General features: G+C 71.6%; 15 protein-coding genes. 9 read left to right on the plus strand and 6 right to left on the minus strand.

Annotation, left to right across the window (positions count from 1 at the left end; genetic code table 11):
- The coding region (locus tag QSK26_RS11785) for a dolichyl-phosphate-mannose--protein mannosyltransferase (protein WP_502888696.1) at nt 1-712 on the plus strand (712 nt) is incomplete at its 5' end.
- Here QSK26_RS11785 and QSK26_RS11790 read toward each other — a convergent pair.
- On the minus strand, nt 648-2,129 hold the full coding sequence (locus tag QSK26_RS11790; RefSeq protein ID WP_285775103.1) for a hypothetical protein: 1,482 nt from the start codon (nt 2,127-2,129) through the stop codon (nt 648-650). The two genes, QSK26_RS11785 and QSK26_RS11790, sit on opposite strands and share 65 nt — an antisense overlap.
- Before the next feature lie 142 nt (nt 2,130-2,271).
- Between QSK26_RS11790 and QSK26_RS11795 the strand changes: the two genes are divergently transcribed.
- The 3 genes from QSK26_RS11795 (at nt 2,272) to QSK26_RS11805 (ending at nt 6,155) form a co-directional block, all read left to right on the plus strand.
- Complete coding sequence (locus tag QSK26_RS11795) at nt 2,272-3,615, plus strand: glycosyltransferase family 2 protein (protein WP_285775104.1); 1,344 nt, start codon at nt 2,272-2,274, stop codon at nt 3,613-3,615.
- A 60-nt stretch (nt 3,616-3,675) separates the two neighbouring features.
- Entirely contained in the window at nt 3,676-5,457 is a 1,782-nt protein-coding gene (metG, locus tag QSK26_RS11800; protein WP_285775105.1) for a methionine--tRNA ligase, read from the plus strand.
- A 254-nt stretch (nt 5,458-5,711) separates the two neighbouring features.
- Complete coding sequence (locus QSK26_RS11805) at nt 5,712-6,155, plus strand: hypothetical protein (RefSeq protein ID WP_285775106.1); 444 nt, start codon at nt 5,712-5,714, stop codon at nt 6,153-6,155.
- A gap of 155 nt (nt 6,156-6,310) precedes the next feature.
- On the opposite strand, the gene QSK26_RS11810 is transcribed toward QSK26_RS11805, so the two are convergent.
- On the minus strand, nt 6,311-6,475 hold the full coding sequence (locus tag QSK26_RS11810; protein WP_285775107.1) for a hypothetical protein: 165 nt from the start codon (nt 6,473-6,475) through the stop codon (nt 6,311-6,313).
- A 223-nt stretch (nt 6,476-6,698) separates the two neighbouring features.
- Here QSK26_RS11810 and QSK26_RS11815 point away from each other — a divergent pair, with 223 nt between their 5' ends.
- Nucleotides 6,699-7,553: a TatD family hydrolase gene (locus tag QSK26_RS11815; RefSeq protein ID WP_285775108.1), complete on the plus strand. Its 855-nt coding sequence runs from the start codon at nt 6,699-6,701 to the stop codon at nt 7,551-7,553.
- A 14-nt stretch (nt 7,554-7,567) separates the two neighbouring features.
- On the opposite strand, the gene QSK26_RS11820 is transcribed toward QSK26_RS11815, so the two are convergent.
- Both QSK26_RS11820 and QSK26_RS11825 read right to left on the minus strand, forming a co-directional pair.
- Complete coding sequence (locus QSK26_RS11820; RefSeq protein WP_285775109.1) at nt 7,568-8,914, minus strand: hypothetical protein; 1,347 nt, start codon at nt 8,912-8,914, stop codon at nt 7,568-7,570.
- Between the two features lie 58 nt (nt 8,915-8,972).
- Nucleotides 8,973-10,799 carry a serine/threonine-protein kinase gene (locus tag QSK26_RS11825; RefSeq protein ID WP_285775110.1) on the minus strand — a complete coding sequence of 609 codons (1,827 nt, stop codon included), beginning with the start codon at nt 10,797-10,799 and terminating at the stop codon, nt 8,973-8,975.
- A 156-nt stretch (nt 10,800-10,955) separates the two neighbouring features.
- Between QSK26_RS11825 and rsmA the strand changes: the two genes are divergently transcribed.
- Nucleotides 10,956-11,822: a 16S rRNA (adenine(1518)-N(6)/adenine(1519)-N(6))-dimethyltransferase RsmA gene (gene rsmA, locus QSK26_RS11830; protein ID WP_285775111.1), complete on the plus strand. Its 867-nt coding sequence runs from the start codon at nt 10,956-10,958 to the stop codon at nt 11,820-11,822.
- A 17-nt stretch (nt 11,823-11,839) separates the two neighbouring features.
- Nucleotides 11,840-12,403, plus strand: coding sequence for a TetR/AcrR family transcriptional regulator (locus QSK26_RS11835; protein ID WP_285775112.1), 564 nt, complete (start codon nt 11,840-11,842; stop codon nt 12,401-12,403).
- Between the two features lie 58 nt (nt 12,404-12,461).
- Here the strand turns inward: QSK26_RS11835 and QSK26_RS11840 are convergent, their stop codons facing one another.
- Both QSK26_RS11840 and QSK26_RS11845 read right to left on the minus strand, forming a co-directional pair.
- Nucleotides 12,462-12,632 carry a hypothetical protein gene (locus tag QSK26_RS11840; protein ID WP_285775113.1) on the minus strand — a complete coding sequence of 57 codons (171 nt, stop codon included), beginning with the start codon at nt 12,630-12,632 and terminating at the stop codon, nt 12,462-12,464.
- A 44-nt stretch (nt 12,633-12,676) separates the two neighbouring features.
- A complete protein-coding gene (locus QSK26_RS11845; RefSeq protein ID WP_285775114.1) occupies nt 12,677-14,500 on the minus strand; it encodes a right-handed parallel beta-helix repeat-containing protein in 1,824 nt (607 codons plus the stop codon).
- 65 nt (nt 14,501-14,565) lie between these two features.
- On the opposite strand from QSK26_RS11845, the gene QSK26_RS11850 reads away from it, so the two are divergent.
- Entirely contained in the window at nt 14,566-15,534 is a 969-nt protein-coding gene (locus QSK26_RS11850; protein ID WP_285775115.1) for a TetR/AcrR family transcriptional regulator, read from the plus strand.
- A 326-nt stretch (nt 15,535-15,860) separates the two neighbouring features.
- Complete coding sequence (locus tag QSK26_RS11855) at nt 15,861-16,655, plus strand: NlpC/P60 family protein (RefSeq protein WP_285775116.1); 795 nt, start codon at nt 15,861-15,863, stop codon at nt 16,653-16,655.
- Nucleotides 16,656-17,086 lie beyond the last annotated feature (431 nt).

Below are 17,086 nucleotides of genomic sequence, written 5' to 3' on the forward strand. Positions count from 1 at the left end.
TTTGGCGGTGGCTCCGGCGGTCACGTACATCGTGTCGTGGACGGGGTGGTTCGTCTCGGCGCAGGGGTACGGGCGTAACTGGGCGCAGGCGACCTCGGCCGGTCCGGCCTTCTTCGTCTTCGACTCGCTGCGGTCGTGGGTGGGCTACCAGGTGTCCGTGCTGGGCTTCCACAGCGGCCTGTCCAGCCCGCACCGCTACCAGTCCGAGCCGTGGCAGTGGCCGCTGCTGCTGCGCCCGGTCGCGTTCCACTACGTGTCCCCGCCCGCCGGGTCCTGCGGGGCCGCCCAGTGCTCGGAGGCGATCCTCGGCGTCGGCACCCCGGTCATCTGGTTGGGCACGCTCGTCGCGTTCGTCGCGTTGATCGCCTGGTATGTCGCCACCCGGGACTGGCGGGCCGGCGCCGTGCTGCTGGCCTACGCCGCCGGCTGGGTGCCGTGGTTCTACTACGCCTTCGCCGACAACCGGACGATGTTCCTCTTCTACATGGCGCCGCTCGTGCCGTTCATGGTGCTGGCCATCGTGCTCGCCGCCGGGCTGCTCATCGGGCCGGCCGAGGAGGGCAGCACGCGCAGAACGCTGGGCGCGTCACTCGTCGGCGCCTTCACCCTGCTGGCACTGGTGAACTTCTGGTGGCTGCACCCGGTGATCAGCGCGGAGCCGGTGACGTACCTGCAATGGCGGGCTCGGATGCTCTTCGGGAGCTGGGTCTGAACCAGCGCGGCCGGCGCACGCCGTGCCGCAGGCTGATGCCCGCGGCCAGGCAGGCCAGCGGAACGGCGGGCAGCAGGTAGCGGTAGTCGAACTCGGCGGTCGCGGCCGGGGCCAGGATCAGCCCCACCGCGGCCAGCCACGGCAGCAGCACCGGCCCGCCCAGCTTCCGCCACCGGGCCACCACCCCCGCCAGGCCGATCAGCAGGATCACGCCGAGCGCGGTGCCCGGCAGGTGCACCACCCGCTGGTACGCCTGCATGAAACCGGCCCACGGCGCGACGATCTGGGTGGCCGCCGAGCCGTGCTCGTAGGTCTCCGCGTCGGTGTCGGCCCTGCCCTTGTACAGCGACCAGGTCGGCAGCGGCTTCTCCACACTGGGGAACTCATATTGCACGAACGTCTTCGGGTCCGGGAAGGTCGGGCGGTCCCAGCGGAAGGCGCGGAAGAAGTCGCGTGCCACCACGTACAGGTAGTCGCCCGGCTGGGACAGGATGGCCCGCTGGGCGAACTTGCTGGCGTTGGCGTTCATGTCCACGTTGAACTTGCTGCCGGGGCCGAAGACGTGGAACTTCTGCCCGGTGGAGTCCCACCACAGGAAACCCTGGCCGGAGGCGCCGCGCTGGTCCCTGGGCACGATGATGCACAGCAGCGCGAGCTCCAGCTCCTTGCGCTCGTCGATGCCCATCTTGTTGCAGTCGGCGAAAAGGGCGGTCCGCATGTACAGGATCGGGCCGTCACTGTTCGTCATCGCAAAATTACCGTAAGTACTTGCGAACCATCCCATGTACGCGAGCACCGGCACCGCGCAGGCCGCCACCAGCGCCGTGATCGGCCGCCAGCCGACCCGTTTGATCAGCATGAAGACCATGACCAGGGCGAGGATGGGCAGGCCGATGCTGCGGGTCAGCGCGGTCAGCGCCAGCAGCAGGCCGACCACCGCCGCCACCCGCCAGGACATCCTCCGATGCCACAGCACCATCGTCACGACGGCCACCACGAGCATCGTGAACATGGTGTCGGACATGATCAGGTGCTCAAGCTGGATCTGGTAGGCGTCGAAGAGCACCGGCACCGCGGCCAGCGTCGCGCCCCACCCCGGCAGCCCGAACCGCCGGTGCAGCAGGGCGTAGATCAGCACCGCCGTCGCGAGGCCCATGACGTGCTGGGTGAACACGACGAAGCCGAAACTGTGAAAGGGTTCCATCGCCAGCAGCCACCAGCCGTAGCCGTTGGGCCGGATCGGATGCGGGCGGAAGGGATGCAGTGCGACCGAGACGTACTCGTAGGAATCGTTGAACCACAGCGCGGACCGGTAACCGAGCATGGCGACGAGCCGCAGCACGCTGGCCAGCGCGAACGCCGCGGCGAACCAACGATGACGGCGAAGAAAGGCGATCAGACGCCTTTTCCTTCCCACCGCGGGTAGATCCAACCGCGGTCGCTCCGCAACGCTCACCATGAACTACAGGATGCCAGTCGTTTGGTCGTCTTGACCCTGGCACGACGCGCCGGAGGGCATGATGGTGAAATTGCACGTGCTGCGAGCGAGAGGTTGAGACGTGGAACTGACCGTGGTCATGCCCTGCCTGAACGAGGCGGAGACCGTGGAGACCTGCGTGCGCAAAGCGCTTGCCTGCATGCGGGAGCACGGGATCGAGGGCGAGGTGGTGATCGCCGACAACGGCAGCACCGACGGCTCCCAGCAACTCGCCCGTGACGCCGGGGCGCGGGTCGTGCACGTGGAGGCGAAGGGGTACGGCAACGCCCTCATGGGCGGCATCCGAGCCGCCCGCGGCCGCTACGTGATCATGGGCGACGCCGATGACTCGTACGACTTCACCGGGTTGCTGCCCTTCGTCGAGCAGATGCGCGACGGAGCGGACCTGGTGATGGGCAACCGTTTCAAGGGCGGCATCCAGCCGGGCGCCATGCCCCCGCTGCACCGTTACCTGGGCAACCCGGTGCTCTCCTTCATCGGCCGGCTGTTCTTCCCCTCCGCGATCGGCGACTTCCACTGCGGGCTGCGCGGCTTCCGGCGCGACTCGATCCTGCGGCTCGGCCTGCAGACCGGCGGCATGGAGTTCGCCAGCGAGATGGTGGTCAAGTCCACCCTCCAGGGCCTCGACGTGCGCGAGGTGCCCACCACGCTGGCTCCCGACGGCCGCTCCCGCCCGCCGCACCTGCGCTCCTGGCGGGACGGCTGGCGTCACCTGCGCTTCCTGTTGCTCTACAGCCCGCGCTGGCTGTTCTTCATCCCCGGCCTGGTCATGATGGCGCTCGGCCTGGTCGCCGGCACCGCGCTGACCTTCGGCCCGGTCGAGATCGGCGAGCTGGCCTTCGACGTCGACACCCTGGTCGGCGCGTCCGCCATGGTGGTGATCGGTTTCCAGGCGGTGCTCTTCGCGCTGTTCACCAAGGTCTACGCGGCGGAGGAGGGCTTCCTGCCGGAGGACCGGCGGATCAAGCGGCTCGTCGACGTGATCACCCTGGAACGCGGGCTCATCCTCGGCGGCGTGCTCGCCCTCGCCGGTCTCGCCGGCCTGGTCGCCTCGCTGGTCCACTGGCAGGTGCGCAGCTTCGGCGAGCTGAACCCGCGCGAGTCGCTGCGTCTCGTCGTGCCCGCCGCGACCGCGCTCATCATCAGCTTCCAGACCATCTTCGCCGCGCTGTTCATCAGCATCCTCGGCATCCGGCGCACCAAGGAGACCCCGACCGACATCGCCGCCTCGGCCGCGGAGGAGGCCGCGGAGGCGGTCACCAAGGCGCCCGACGCCAAGGTGCCCGACACCGTGCCCGACACCGTGCCCGACACCGTGCCCGACACCGTGCCCGACACGCTGCCGGACACCCTGCCGGACACCGTGACCGGCAGCGTCGCCGGCACTGTCGCGGCCGGCGACTGAGACGGGGTGTTCCGGTGATCCGGTACGAGACGGCGCGCGTGTCCCTTTAGGCTTGGAGACATGTCCCAGCACATCCTGACCGCCGTCGCCTGGCCGTACGCCAACGGGCCGCGCCACATCGGGCACGTCTCCGGGTTCGGCGTGCCCTCCGACATCTTCAGCCGGTACCAGCGGATGGCGGGCAACAAGGTGCTGATGGTCAGCGGCACCGACGAGCACGGCACGCCCATCCAGGTGCAGGCCGACAAGGAGGGCGTGACCGCCCGCGAGCTCGCCGACCGCTACAACCGGGTGATCGCCCAGGACCTCACCGCCCTCGGGCTGTCCTACGACCTGTTCACCCGGACCACCACCCGCAACCACTACGCCGTCGTCCAGGACATCTTCAAGGGTCTCTACGACAACGGCTACGTCTTCCCGAAGACCACGATGGGCGCCATCTCGCCGTCCACCGGGCGCACCCTGCCCGACCGGTACATCGAGGGCACCTGCCCCATCTGCGGGTACGACGGCGCGCGCGGCGACCAGTGTGACAACTGCGGCAACCAGCTCGACCCGATCGACCTGGTCAACCCCAAGTCGCGGATCAACGGCGAGACGCCGAAGTTCGTGGAGACCGAGCACTTCATGCTCGACCTGCCCGCCTTCTCCGAGGTGCTCGGCTCCTACCTGCAGAGCAAGCAGGGCGAGTGGCGGCCCAACGTGCTGAAGTTCTCGCTCAACCTGCTGGAGGACATCCAGCCCAGGGCGATCAGCCGCGACCTCGACTGGGGTGTGCCGATCCCGCTGGACGGCTGGCGGGACCGGCCGGACAAGAAGCTCTACGTCTGGTTCGACGCGGTCGTCGGCTACCTGTCGGCGTCGGTGGAGTGGGCCAGGCGGTCCGGCGACCCCGACGCCTGGCGCAACTGGTGGCAGAGTCCCGACGCCCGCGGTTACTACTTCATGGGCAAGGACAACATCGTCTTCCACGCGGAGATCTGGCCGGCCATGCTGCTCGGCTACAACGGCCGCGGCTCGCGTGACGGCGACCCCGGTCCCCTGGGCGCGCTCAACCTGCCCTCCGAGGTGGTCTCCAGCGAGTTCCTCACCATGGAGGGGCGCAAGTTCTCCTCCTCCCGCCAGGTGGTCATCTACGTCCGCGACTTCCTGTCCCGGTACGACGCCGACGCCCTGCGGTACTACATCGCGGTGGCCGGTCCGGAGTCCCAGGACACCGACTTCACCTGGTCGGAGTTCGTCAACCGGAACAACGGCGAGCTCGTCGCCGCCTGGGGCAACCTGGTCAACCGCTCGATCTCGATGGCGGCGAAGAACTTCGGGGAGATCCCGCATCCGGGAGACCTCACCGACGCCGACCGCGCCATGCTCGACCGCTCCAGGGCCGCGTTCGCGCCGGTCGGCGCCGAGCTGGCCCGCTCCCGCTTCAAGAACGCGGTGACCGAGGCGTTCGACGTCGTCCGCGAAGCCAACCGCTACCTCGCCGAGCAGGAGCCCTGGAAGCTCAAGGACGACCCCGAGCGGCAGAAGTCCATCCTGCACGTCGCCCTCCAGGTCGTCGACGACGCCAAGACCCTGCTCACGCCGTTCCTGCCGTCGTCGTCCAACAAGGTCTACTCCATGCTCGGCGGTGAGGGCGTCTGGTCCCCGATGCCGGAGATCCGCGAGGTCGACGAGGAGGGCGGCCCCTCCTACCCGATCATCACCGGCGACTACCGGGGCGTCGCCACCTGGGCCCACCGGCCCGTCCGGCCCGGCACGCCTCTCGCCCCGCCCACCCCGCTGTTCCGCAAGCTCGACCCCAAGGTCGTGGACGAGGAGCTCGCCCGCCTCGCCGACTGACCTCCGCCGCGCATCGAGGGCCCGCCTCTTCGGAGCCGGGCCCTCTGCCATGTGGTTCTCCGAAATCTCCCTATTATCCGTATATATGCGCTTTTGGGTGGCGGGAATTTGCGGGCGATCTCGAAGGTGTGAAAGGTGTTTCCAGGGCCGGATCCGGATGGTTCTGCAATCCGCCGTTGATTCGGGAATTATCGCGCGCTGCGACGATTAGGGGGCTTCGGGGGAAACGATCCGTCCGCCGGAAGGGAACAGCCATGTTCGACGTCTCCGAAACCATCAAGAAGTGGGAAGTCATCCACCGCAAGGGGCTCGACCTGAAGGTCGTGCGCTTCGGGAAGCCCGTCGCCAACTACGGAACCACGGGCGACCCCGGCGCGTGGCTGTTCCTGGAGGGCTTCACGGTCGTGCTGGGCGACCGGGACCACAGCGCGCACATCACGATCACGAAGAAGCCCCTGAAGGACACGGACGGCCTGAACTGGGAGTTCTGCCACTTCACTGTCGAGCGGGCGGGCAAGAACCACGTGTTCTACCAGGTGAAGGAGACCGGAGAGTTCCACCCGGTCGACATCCTGCTCGACAACCAGGGCAGGCAGCGCAAGGGCAAGGCGCACTACGACGGCGACCACATCAACGACGCCACGCTGGTCAACACGATCGAGCATGACATGAGGCAAATCTTCCTGTATTTCGCCTAGATAAGTGCGGGCACGCGGGTGACCGGAAGGTTTGCGGCGCCGGTCCCGGAATGGGGCGGAGGCCGTCCAGCGGGGGCTGCGTGCCGTACGACGGAACGGGCCGCCGCCGGGCAGGCGCCGGCGGCCCGCGTTCCGCCGGTGCCGGGAAAGGCCGCTCACCGCTGCTTGATCCACCGGCGGTCGTTCAACGCCTTCCAGGCCGTCTGCGCCGGAGCGCTCTCACCGCTTTTGATTTTGATGATCACATGGCGCAGATACCGGCGGGGGAACACCTTCCGGATGCCCGCCTTACGGCATCTCGAGATGTAGCTGTCGGCCACCGTTCGAAGGTTCTGGCTCATGGCGCACGACATGGGCACGTTCGGGTAGGGGGTGGCGGTCGGCGGGACGCCGGGTGACACGCCGGACGCCGCTGGCGGGGTGACGAAGGCGGTCTCGGAGACCCGGCCCTGCTGCCGGGAATGCTTCGGCCCTCGGCGGCAGGGGATCACCTCGTGGCGTCAACGGAAGTGCGGGGGAGGGGTGGGGCGGTAAGTTGGGTGGGTGAGCAAGATTGTTGTGGCGCCCGAGCCTCTGGGCGGCGAGGTGTTCGACAGCCACTGTCACCTGGACATCATGGTCGGCAACCGGCAGGCGTCCTCGGGGGACGCGGTGGCGCTGGCGGCGCAGGCGGTGTCGACGACCGTGGAGGGGATTCTCGCCGACGCCAGGGCGGTGGGGGTGACGAGGGTCGTGTCGATCGGCTACGACCTGCCGTCCTCGCGGTGGAACGCGGACGCCGCGGAGCAATATCGCGACGTCTACGCGGGGGTGGCGATCCATCCCAACGAGGCGCACGAGGCGACGCCCGAGGTGCTCGACGAGATCGAGGAGCTCGCCGGCGAGTCGCGGGTGCGGGCCGTGGGAGAGACCGGGCTCGACTACTACCGGGACTGGGCGACGAAGGAGGAGCAGCACGCCAGCTTCCGCGCGCACATCGAGATCGCGAAGCGGACCGGCAAGGCCCTGGTCATCCATGACCGGGACGCGCACGACGACGTGCTGCGGGTGCTGGCCGAGGCGGGTGCGCCGGAGGTCGTGGTCTTCCACAGCTTCTCCGGCGACTCGGAGATGGCCAAGAAGTGCGTCGACGCCGGATATTTCATGTCCTTCTCCGGCCCGGTCACCTACAAGAACGCCGGTTACCTCCGCGAGGCCGCCCAGGTGGCGCCGCCCGAGCTGATCCTGGTCGAGACCGACGCGCCCTACCTCCCGCCGGTGCCGTACCGGGGCAAGCCGAACGCCCCCTATCTCATCCCGCTCACCCTGCGCTGCCTCGCCGAGGTCAAGAACGTCTCGCCCGACGCGCTCGCCGCCCAGATCAACGCCAACGGGGAGACCGTCTTCGGCGCCTGGTGACGCCCCGGCGCGGATCAGCCGCCCAGTGACGCGCCGATGTCGGTGGGGAGGCCGGGGGAGGCGGGAGGCGGCATGGTGAAGGCCCCGCGCATGCGCCCCAGGAGAGCCAGCGCGCCGCCGCCGGGCGCGTCCGGGATGCCGGCCGCCAGACGGTTGCCGCTGAAGGCGACGGACCAGCCGAAATGGTCCCCGGGCCGGCTCTGGGGCGCGGTGAGCAGGGTGGCCTGGCCGGGGGCGTCCAGGGGGATCACCTGGACCGCGCCCCGGTCGTCGGGGCCGGCCAGCGGGATGCCGACGGCCAGCCGTACGCCGTCCTGGCCGGTGGCGGTGAGCGCCAGCGAGAAGCCGAACGCGTCACCGGGGCCGGACCCCCGGTGGAAGGTGGTGCCCTGCCGGAGGCCGGGACGGAGCAGGTGGACGAGGCCGGTGTCCCGCGTGCCGGCCGCGTCGGCGAGTGGCGCGCTCACCGCCAGCATGCCGTCCGCGTAGGCGAGGGCGTGGCCGAAGCGGTCGCCGGGAGCCTGGCGGGCTTCGGCGGGCCCGACCAGGTCCGGCATCCCCCAGCGCCTGCCGGTGTACCTTCCGCCGGCGTCCAGCGGGTCGTCCACGACGGTGAGCCCGCCGGTGTCCGCCATGCCCTGGCCCGCCTGCCGGCCGGCGCCGTCGTCGTTCTCGTACGGCGAGCCGACGGCCAGGTCCGCCGGCCCCCGCTCGCCGGAGAGCCGGCCCAGCGCCGCCGCCCAGCCGAACAGGTCGCCGGCCTCACTGCTGCCCGGCACGCCGTCGCTCTCCTGGGTGATCCGGACGAGGGCCGTCGTGCCGCCGCCGAACAGGTAGACCGCGCCCGCGTCGGGTACGTCGCCGTCGTCCTCGTAGGGGGCGCCGATCGCCACCGCCGTGCCGTTCTCCGAGTCCCGCGCCAGCGACCAGCCGAAGTGGGCGTCCTGCTGCGGTTCGGGCGCCACGAGCACGGTGCCGCGTTTCGTCCCGCCGTACAGGATGTGCACCGCGCCCGCGTCCCTGCGACCCGCCACGTCCGCGTACGGCACGCCGACGAGCAGGTCGGCGCAGGCGTCGGAGTCGACCCTGGCGAGCGCCACCGACCAGCCGAACCCGTCCCCGGCGGCCGGTTCGAGCGCGGCGAGCGCCGTGGCCCCCCGCCCGCTGACCACCTGGACGGCACCAGCCCCGGTCAGCCCGCGCACGTCCGCGAACGGGTCGCCGGCCACGACGTCGTCCACCCCGTCGCCGTCGAAGTCGGCCCGCGCCGTCGTCGTGGCGCAGTCGGCGGTCCGCGCCGGCTGGGCGGCGGCCGTGAGGGGGAGCAGGGCGGTGGCGAGGATCGCCAGGAGGGGTCGCATCAGGGGGTGCACCTCCGAGTTCGCGGCGCCGGCCGTGACGGTCCCTCCGCCCGGCGGCTCATGACAGGTTCACCTCGACGGCGGAGCCGTCCCCCGAGGTCCTGACCAGGAGCCTGGCCGGGACGCTCCCGGAGGGCAGGTCGAAGACGGAGACGCCGTCCACCCTGGCGCCCGGGGCGATCGTGGTGGGCACCGCTGTGGAGGCGGCGTGCGGCGGGGTGACGGTGCCGCCGGTGTCGACCAGGCTCAGCGCGTCCGGGCTGATCGCGGCCGCGGTGCCGGTGGGGTTGACCAGGGTCCACCTGACCGCGCAGAACTGCCCCTGGTCCGGCCGCCGTCCCCGGTACTCGGTGAGCCCGCATTCCGGCACCCGGGTGACGACCAACTGGGGGTCCGCCAGGTACGAGCCGAGGGCGACCCTGCGGTCCACGTCGCCGGCGCCCGGTGTCCCGGTGGGCGCGGGGGTCCCCGTGGTCGCCCCGTTGAGCGTGGTCAGCACCAGCCCGGCCACGACCAGCGCCAGCACGGCCGCCACCCCCGCCATCAGCCACCGCACCCCCTTGCCCGGCCCGCCCCCGCCCTCGCCCTCGCCGGATGCCGCGCTCCCGGCAGCGACGCCGCCCCGCCCGCGGCCCGCGCCCTGCCCGAGGCTGGGGGCCTGCCCGAGGGCGGGGGCCTGCCCGGGGCCCGCGCTGGACGGGGTGCCGAGGGTGGACACGGTGCCGAGGTCGGAGGGGGTGATCGGGGCGCCGGAGCCGGATCCCGGCATGGTGCCGGTCAGGCGTCCGCGGCCGGGGTCGGTCGGTGAGGTGCCGGGGGACTGGAACGGTGAGAACTGGGGTGGTGAGGACTGGGTCGGTGAGGACTGGGGGGATCGGGTCGGTGGGGGTGGGGTGCGGAGGGCGGAGGGGGCGAGGTTGGCGGGGGGCTGCCAGGACCGGGCCACGAGGTCGTCGGCGACGAGCGTGGGGGGATCGGCGGGCGGCGGGGTGAGGCCCGGTGGCGGGGTGGAGCCGGGGGGCGGGGTGGAGCCGGGGGGCGGGGTGGGGCGGTGGACGGCGCCGCCGACGAGGGCGAGCAGGAGGTCCTGGGCGGTGGGGCGCTGGTGGGGGTCCATCGCGGTGGCCTGTCGTACCAGGTCGTTGAGCGGGGCGGGGAGGGCGCCGAGGTCGGGGGTGCCGTTGAGCAGGCGGGTGGCGAGGGTGATCGCGTCGCCCCGGCCGTACGGGAGGCGGCCGGAACCGGCGTAGGCGACCAGGCAGCCCCACGCGAAGACGTCGGCGGCCGGGGTGATCGGCAGGCCGCGTACCTGCTCGGGCGCCCACCAGCCGGGACTGCCCAGCAGTTCGCCCGACATGGTGATCCCCTGGGTGCGGTCCAGGGCGCGGGCGATGCCGAAGTCGATCACCCGTGGCCCGGACAGCGACAGGATCACGTTGGCGGGCTTGAGGTCGCGGTGGACCAGCCCGGCCACGTGGATCGCGGCCAGCGCGGCGGCGACGCCGAGCGCGACGCCGTGCAGCGGGCCGGGCTCCAGCGCGCCGTGCTCGCCGATCTGCCGGGACAGCGGCGTGCCCGCGATGTACTCGGTGACCATGTACGGCCGGCCGTGCTCGTCGTCACCGTTGTCCAGCACCTGGGCCGTGCAGAAGGACGCCACCCGGCGGGCGTTGTCCACCTCGGCGTGGAACCGCGCGGCGAAGCCGTCCAGCAGAGAGAACTCCGGCCTGACCACCTTCACCGCGACCGGGCGGCCGGTCGGCGCCTGCGCGAGGTAGACCGTGCCCATGCCGCCCTCGCCGAGCCGGCCCGTCAGCCGGTAGGGGCCGATCGTCTCCGGGTCGGTGGGGCGAAGGCGGTCCGCGCCCGGCTGTTCGGTGCTCATGATCGCCCTCGCTCCCCGGGGGAGTGCCCGATTCGTACGTTCGCTCCCCGTAGGGCAACGTTAACCACAGCGGATCCTCTCGTGCAGGTCCCCGCGCCCGTGACCTTCGCCGGGTGCCCGATGCGGGACACTTGGCTGGATGACGTAGGGGGAACAATGGTGAGCCTGCTGGGGCCCGTCGAAATACGTAATTTGGCGGACAAGCTGGAACTTCGTCCGACGAAGAAGTTCGGCCAGAACTTCGTGATCGACGCCGGCACCGTGCGCCGCATCGTGCGGGTGGCCGACCTGACGCCGGACGACGTGGTCGTCGAGGTCGGCCCCGGCCTCGGTTCGCTCACCCTGGCCCTGCTGCCCGAGTCGGCCGGAGTGGTGGCCGTGGAGATCGATCCGGTGCTGGCGGCGCAGTTGCCGCACACCGTGACGGACCGGGCGCCGGAGCTGGCCGGGCGGCTCACCGTCGTGCACGCCGACGCGCTGCGGATCACCGCCGCCGACCTGCCCTCGGGGCCGCCGACCGCGCTGGTGGCCAACCTGCCCTACAACGTCGCCGTGCCCGTGGTGCTGCACCTGCTGGAGGTGCTGCCGTCGCTGCGCAAGGGCCTGGTGATGGTGCAGTCGGAGGTCGCCGACCGGCTGGCCGCCGCCCCCGGGTCGAAGATCTACGGCATCCCCTCGGTGAAGGCCGCGTGGTACGCCGACGTGCGCAGGGCCGGCCCGGTCGGCCGTACGGTGTTCTGGCCCGCGCCCAACGTGGACTCCGGCCTGGTCGCGCTGACCCGCAGGGAGCCGCCCCGGACGGCCGCCTCCAGGGAGCAGGTGTTCGCCGTGGTGGACGCGGCCTTCGCCCAGCGGCGCAAGACCCTCCGCGCGGCGCTGGCCTCCTGGGCGGGATCCCCGGCGCGGGCCGAGGAGGCGTTGCGCGGGGCGGGTGTGGACCCGGGGACGCGGGGTGAGCAGCTCACCGTGGAGGACTTCGCCCGCATCGCCGAACAGCGCGGTGTTGACAAGCCCGAAGTGTGAGTGATTCATTACTCCACATGCCGGGAACAACGACGGGACGGCTCTCGACCGCCGAGGAGCGCAGGAGCGCGGTGCTCGCCGCCGCCGTCCGCGCGTTCGCCGCCCGGGGCTACTACGGCACGACGACCGCCGACGTCGCCAAGGGCGCGGGCATCTCGCAGGCATACGTCTACCGCCTGTTCCCCGACAAGGAGGCGTTGTTCGTCGCCGTGGTCGAGCACTGCCTGCGGCTCATCCGCGAGCGGCTGGGCGAGGGCGTGGCGCGGGCGCGGAGCACCGAGCCGGGCGCGGTCCTCGCGGCCATGGCCGAGGGATACGCCCGGTTGGTCAACGATCGCGACGCGCTCATGGTCCTCATGCACGCGACCTGCGCGACGAGCGAGCCGCCGATCAGGGATGCCGTGCAGGGGCTGTACTCCCGGCTGGTGGAATACGTCCGCTCGGTGTCCGGCGCCTCGGAGGAGGACGTGCAGGCGTTCTTCGCCCGCGGGTTCCTGTGCAACGCGACGGTCGCGATCGGCGCCACCGAGGTGGACGCCCCGTGGGCGAGGACCCTCCTGGCCGGCATCCGGCACTACTGATCCCCCGGGCCGTGGCACCCGGCCTTCTCTTTCCGGCCCGAAGTGAGTGATTGACCACTTACGGGCGGCAGGCGCCGGGTCCGCGAACGGCGCGGACGTCGCGAGCGGTACGGACCTCGCGCACGGCGCGGACCTCGCGGGTGGTGCGGACCTCGCGGGTGGTGCGGACCTCGCGGGTGGTGCGGACCTCGCGGGTGGTGCGGAGTGATCGGCATCGAGGTCCCGGCACGGATCGCACCCATGCCGGGACTTTCGCGCCTGGCCGTCGTCAGGTCAGCGGGGGGTCAGCAGGCCCGCCCGGTCCTGGACGGCCTGGGTGGCGGCCTCCAGGGCCGGTCCGTCGGCGATCGTGGTGTTGCCCTCGTAGGTGACGCCCGCCGGCACGTCGTCGCTGCCCAGCGGGTCGGCGTCCCAGAAGTTGCCCCGGTAGACGACGTTCTCCAGCGGCGGGGTGACCCGCAGGACGGCGGTGTTGTCGGCGCGCATGACGACGTTCTCCTCGACCGTCACCCAGGCGGCGCCGTAGTCGGTGTAGAGGGCGAAGTTGTAGGGCGTGCGGGTGTCCTTGATGACGTTGCCGCGCACCAGTGCGCCGTCGCCGGGCCCCTCGCCCTGCGGGCCGGACAGATAGACGCCGCCGCCGTCGGCCAGCACCCCCATCGAGCCGGTGACGACGTTGTGCAGGATGCGGGTGCCGCGCCCGGGCCCGGCCACGATGCCGCAGTGGGGGACGTCGGTGACCTGGTTGCGGGCCACGGTGCAGTCCCGGGTGCTGCTGATCGCGATGCCGGGGGAGCCGGAGTAGTCCAGCCCGGCGTGCCGGACGCGGTTGTCCTCGACGAGTACGGCCCGGCCGCCGGTGACGGCGACGGCGGAGGCGGAGAGGGTGTCGAAGTCGCAGCCGCGCACGGTGAGGTCGGCGCCGCCGGTGAACCCGAGCCCGGTGGCGCCCAGCCGGGTGAAGCGGCAGTCCTCGAACCGCACGTCGACGCCGTCCTCGACCTGGACGCAGGCGGGGATCTCGACCGAGTCCCCGGGGACCGTCACCCACGCCTGCCCTTCGACCAGTGTGACCCGCTCGATCGGGCCGCCCGCGTAGAACCCGCTCCCGTGGTAGTGCAGGAACCCCTCCGCGCTGGGACGCAGCCAGGTGGCGTCGGCGAAGACCAGGCCCCTGAACGCGACCCCGGCGGCGCCGGCCACGCGCAGCAGCGTCTCCAGGACCGGCGCGACCACCTCGGTGCGCCCGGGGTCCTCGCCGGGCCGCGGCAGATAGCGCAGGACGTGCCGGCCGGGCCGCGAGCGGTCCAGCACGAAGGTGCCCGGCTCGGTGAGGAAGCTCACGTCGTTCTCCACCCGGGTGGGCAGGCCGGGGCCGCGCGTGGTGTGCCCCTCCCAGGCGTAGTGGTACAGGTCGCGGGCGCGGGCGAAGGCGGGCTGCGCCATGGTGACGGTCGTGACGCCGTCCTCCCCTTCGTGCGCGGCGGCCACCGGGCAGCGGGCCTCGGTCCAGGGGTAGACGCCCCGGTAGACGAACTCGACGTCGGCGGGACTGTGCCAGCCGAGCGTGACGTCCGTGACGTAACCCGTCTCGGTGCTGGTCATGCTGCCGGGCAGGGCGTCGACGGCGGCGCGCTCGGCCCTGCGGCCGTCCACGTAGAGCTGACGGGTGTCCAGGTCGCCGACGTCGGCCAGCCACACGCCGTCGCGCACCCGCCAGCCGGTGATCCGCCGCCCGCCGCTGACGACGACCTCCTCCCGCTCCGGGGTCCCGTGGCCGTGCGCCTGGTAGACGACGCCCCCGGTGACCACCTCCAGCGGTTCGGTCAGCATGTGCCGGCCCGCCCTGAGCCGGACGACCACCCCGCCGGTCGCCCCGCCGGTCGCCCCGCCGGTCGCCCCGCCGGTCGCCCCGCCGGTCGCCCCGCCGGTCGCCCCGCCGGTCGCCCCGCCGGTCGCCCCGCCGGTCGCCCCGCCGGTCGCATCGGCGGTCGCATCGGCGGCGGCCCGGGCGGCTCGGGCGAGGGTGGCGAACGGCTGCCGCTCGGTGCCCGGCCCGGCGTCGTCGCCCTCTGGATCGACGTAGAACGCTGTCATGGAGTGGCCCTCCTTCGTGTATATGGCGTACACAAGATATAACACCATAAACGAAAGGAGTGGAAATGGCCGGAGGGAGGGCGGACGATCCGGACCACGGAGTCGAGCTGCTGTGGCGGGCCCGTGAGGAGGAGCCGCGACAGGGCCTGAGCACGGGGCGGATCGTGCGCGCCGCCATCGAGCTGGCCGACGCCGAGGGCCTCGAAGGGCTGTCCATGCGCAAGATCGCCGAACGGCTCGGCTTCACCACGATGTCGCTCTACCGCCACGTCCCCGGCCGCGACCAACTCGTCGACCTCATGCTCGACGCCGTGTACGGCGAGCGCCCGCCACCCCCGGCATCGCCACCCCCAGCCGGGACGTGCGACGAGGGGGAGCCTCGCGGGCGCGACGGTGATCGCGGTGCCGGGGGTGTCGCCGGTGTGGGGGATGGCGGTGGTGGCGGGGGCTGGCGGGGGCGGCTGGAGGCTTGTGCGCGAGGCGGGTGGGAGATACGCAGGCGGCATCCGTGGGTGGCCGAGGTACGCGGCAGCAGGCACCTGCCCGGTCCGAACGGCGTCGCCGCCTACGCCTACATGCTGAGCACCCTCGACGGCACGGGCCTCACGCCCGCCCAGGTGATCGCCACGGTGAACCTCGTCGGCCGGTTCGTCGACGCGGAGGCGCTGACCCTGGTGGAGACCGCCCGGCTGGAGCGGCAGAGCGGTGTCAGCGAGCAGGAGTGGTGGGGCGCCCGCGACTCCCTCTACGAACGGCTCAGCGCCTACCCCACGATCACTGCCCTCTGGGAAGCCGGCGGCTTCGACCGGCCGGAGGACCCCTTCGAGTTCGGCCTGGCCCGCGTGCTCGACGGGATCGAAGCGCTCATCGAACAGCAGCGTGACGAAAGCCGTGACGAAAATGGTGCCGGAAAGGGCGATGACATGTGCCCGATGTGCGGCACCCCGGTGGAGCGACCCGCCTCGGGCCGCCCGCGCGTCTACTGCTCCCGAGCCTGCCGCCAACGCGCCTACCGCCAACGCTCCGACCCCTAACCACCCTCGACCTCTAACCGCCTTCGGCCCTTAACCGTCCTCGGCCCCTAACCGTCCTCGGACCTCTAATCGCCTTCGACCCTTGACCGCCCTCGGCCCTTGACCTCGGTGTTCGGCCGTCTCGGCACCCGGTCGTCTCGGTTCATGACCGGACCGGGGGCAGACGCGGAAATCGGGGTGCTTGGGGGTTATTTCGGGGGGTGGGGTGGTATGTCGGATTGCCTGTAAGTGGCTGGTTCATGGGGTATGACCTGGCGCATGTTGATCTCGATGCATATCCTGCCGACCATCCAGAGTCCTCCCCTGTCGTCCACGTCGGGAGATGGATGATGTCCGCGTTCGCGACCGGCGGCCTGGTCCTGAGCCTCGCGGTGGCGGGGGTGGCCGTCCAGGCGTACCAACCGGCCATGGCCGACGCGTGCTCCTGGGAAGGATGCGCAGCCGGGCCACGGCTCGGTGACCTCCGCCAGACGACGCGCCCCGGGGAGTACCGCCCCTTGCCCCTCTACCAGACCGTGCTGTGGCACACGCGGGAGGCGGCGCGCGAGGAGAGGGCGCGGGTGCGGCGGGCCGCCGTGGAGGGGCGGCGCAGGTTGCAGGGGCGGATCGCGCTCTGGGCCGCCTGGAACGCGATGGGCACGCCCTACTCCTGGGGCGGCGGCGACGCGGCGGGGCCGACCTTCGGCATCGAGCACGGCGCGGACACCTTCGGCTTCGACTGCTCGGGGCTCACCCTGTACGCCTGGGCGCAGGCCGGTATCAGGCTCGGCCATTACACCGGCACCCAGTTCCGTCAGGGCGACCGCGTCCCCGTGACCCGGCTGCGCCCCGGCGACCTGGTCTTCTTCGGCGAACCACGCGGCGTGCCGAACCACGTCGGGCTGAACGTGGGCCACGGCGTGATGATCCACGCGCCACAGACCGGCGACGTGGTCAGGGCCACCAGCTTCGCCGAGTCGCCCTACTACAGCAGCCGCTACCGAGGCGCCGTACGCCCCGCCGTACGTGCCGCCGCGCACGGCCGTCACGTCCGGCAGGCGGTGCGCCTCGCGACGCGTGCCCAGCACGCGATACGGATCGCCGTGCAGGGACAGCGCGCACCGCTCGCCTTCCACGGATGACCTGCGAACCTCCCCGGCGGAGCCGGCCGGGCGTCCGGGTCACGCCGACCGCGCCGGAACCGGCCCGGCGCGGTCGCCGTGTGCGGCACTCTCCGAGTCTGCCGCCCGAGGGGCTGCTGCGGCCAGAAACGAAAATCTCCAGCAGCGGATGTAGACATTCGTGGTCTCACGGGCTACTGTTTCTCACATCGCAAGGGACGGATCGACCGGGCAGCGCAGAAAGAATCCAGCATCACGACGAGCTGCCCGAGCATATGGACGAACCGAAGGTGAGGCAGAAGGTCGGACGTGACGGGGCCGGTGCAGTAGTAAGGGGTCCTGACCGTGGACGCGCTGCCGCAGTGAAGTGAGAGAAGTTCGAAGGTAAGAGAAGGGAGCGTTGAACGCCATCAGGATCGCCCGTCGCCGGCTGTCATTCGCCGCACGGGTAC

The sequence above is a fragment of the Microtetraspora sp. NBRC 13810 genome (genome assembly GCF_030268685.1).
Taxonomy (GTDB): Bacteria; Actinomycetota; Actinomycetes; order Streptosporangiales; family Streptosporangiaceae; genus BSRQ01.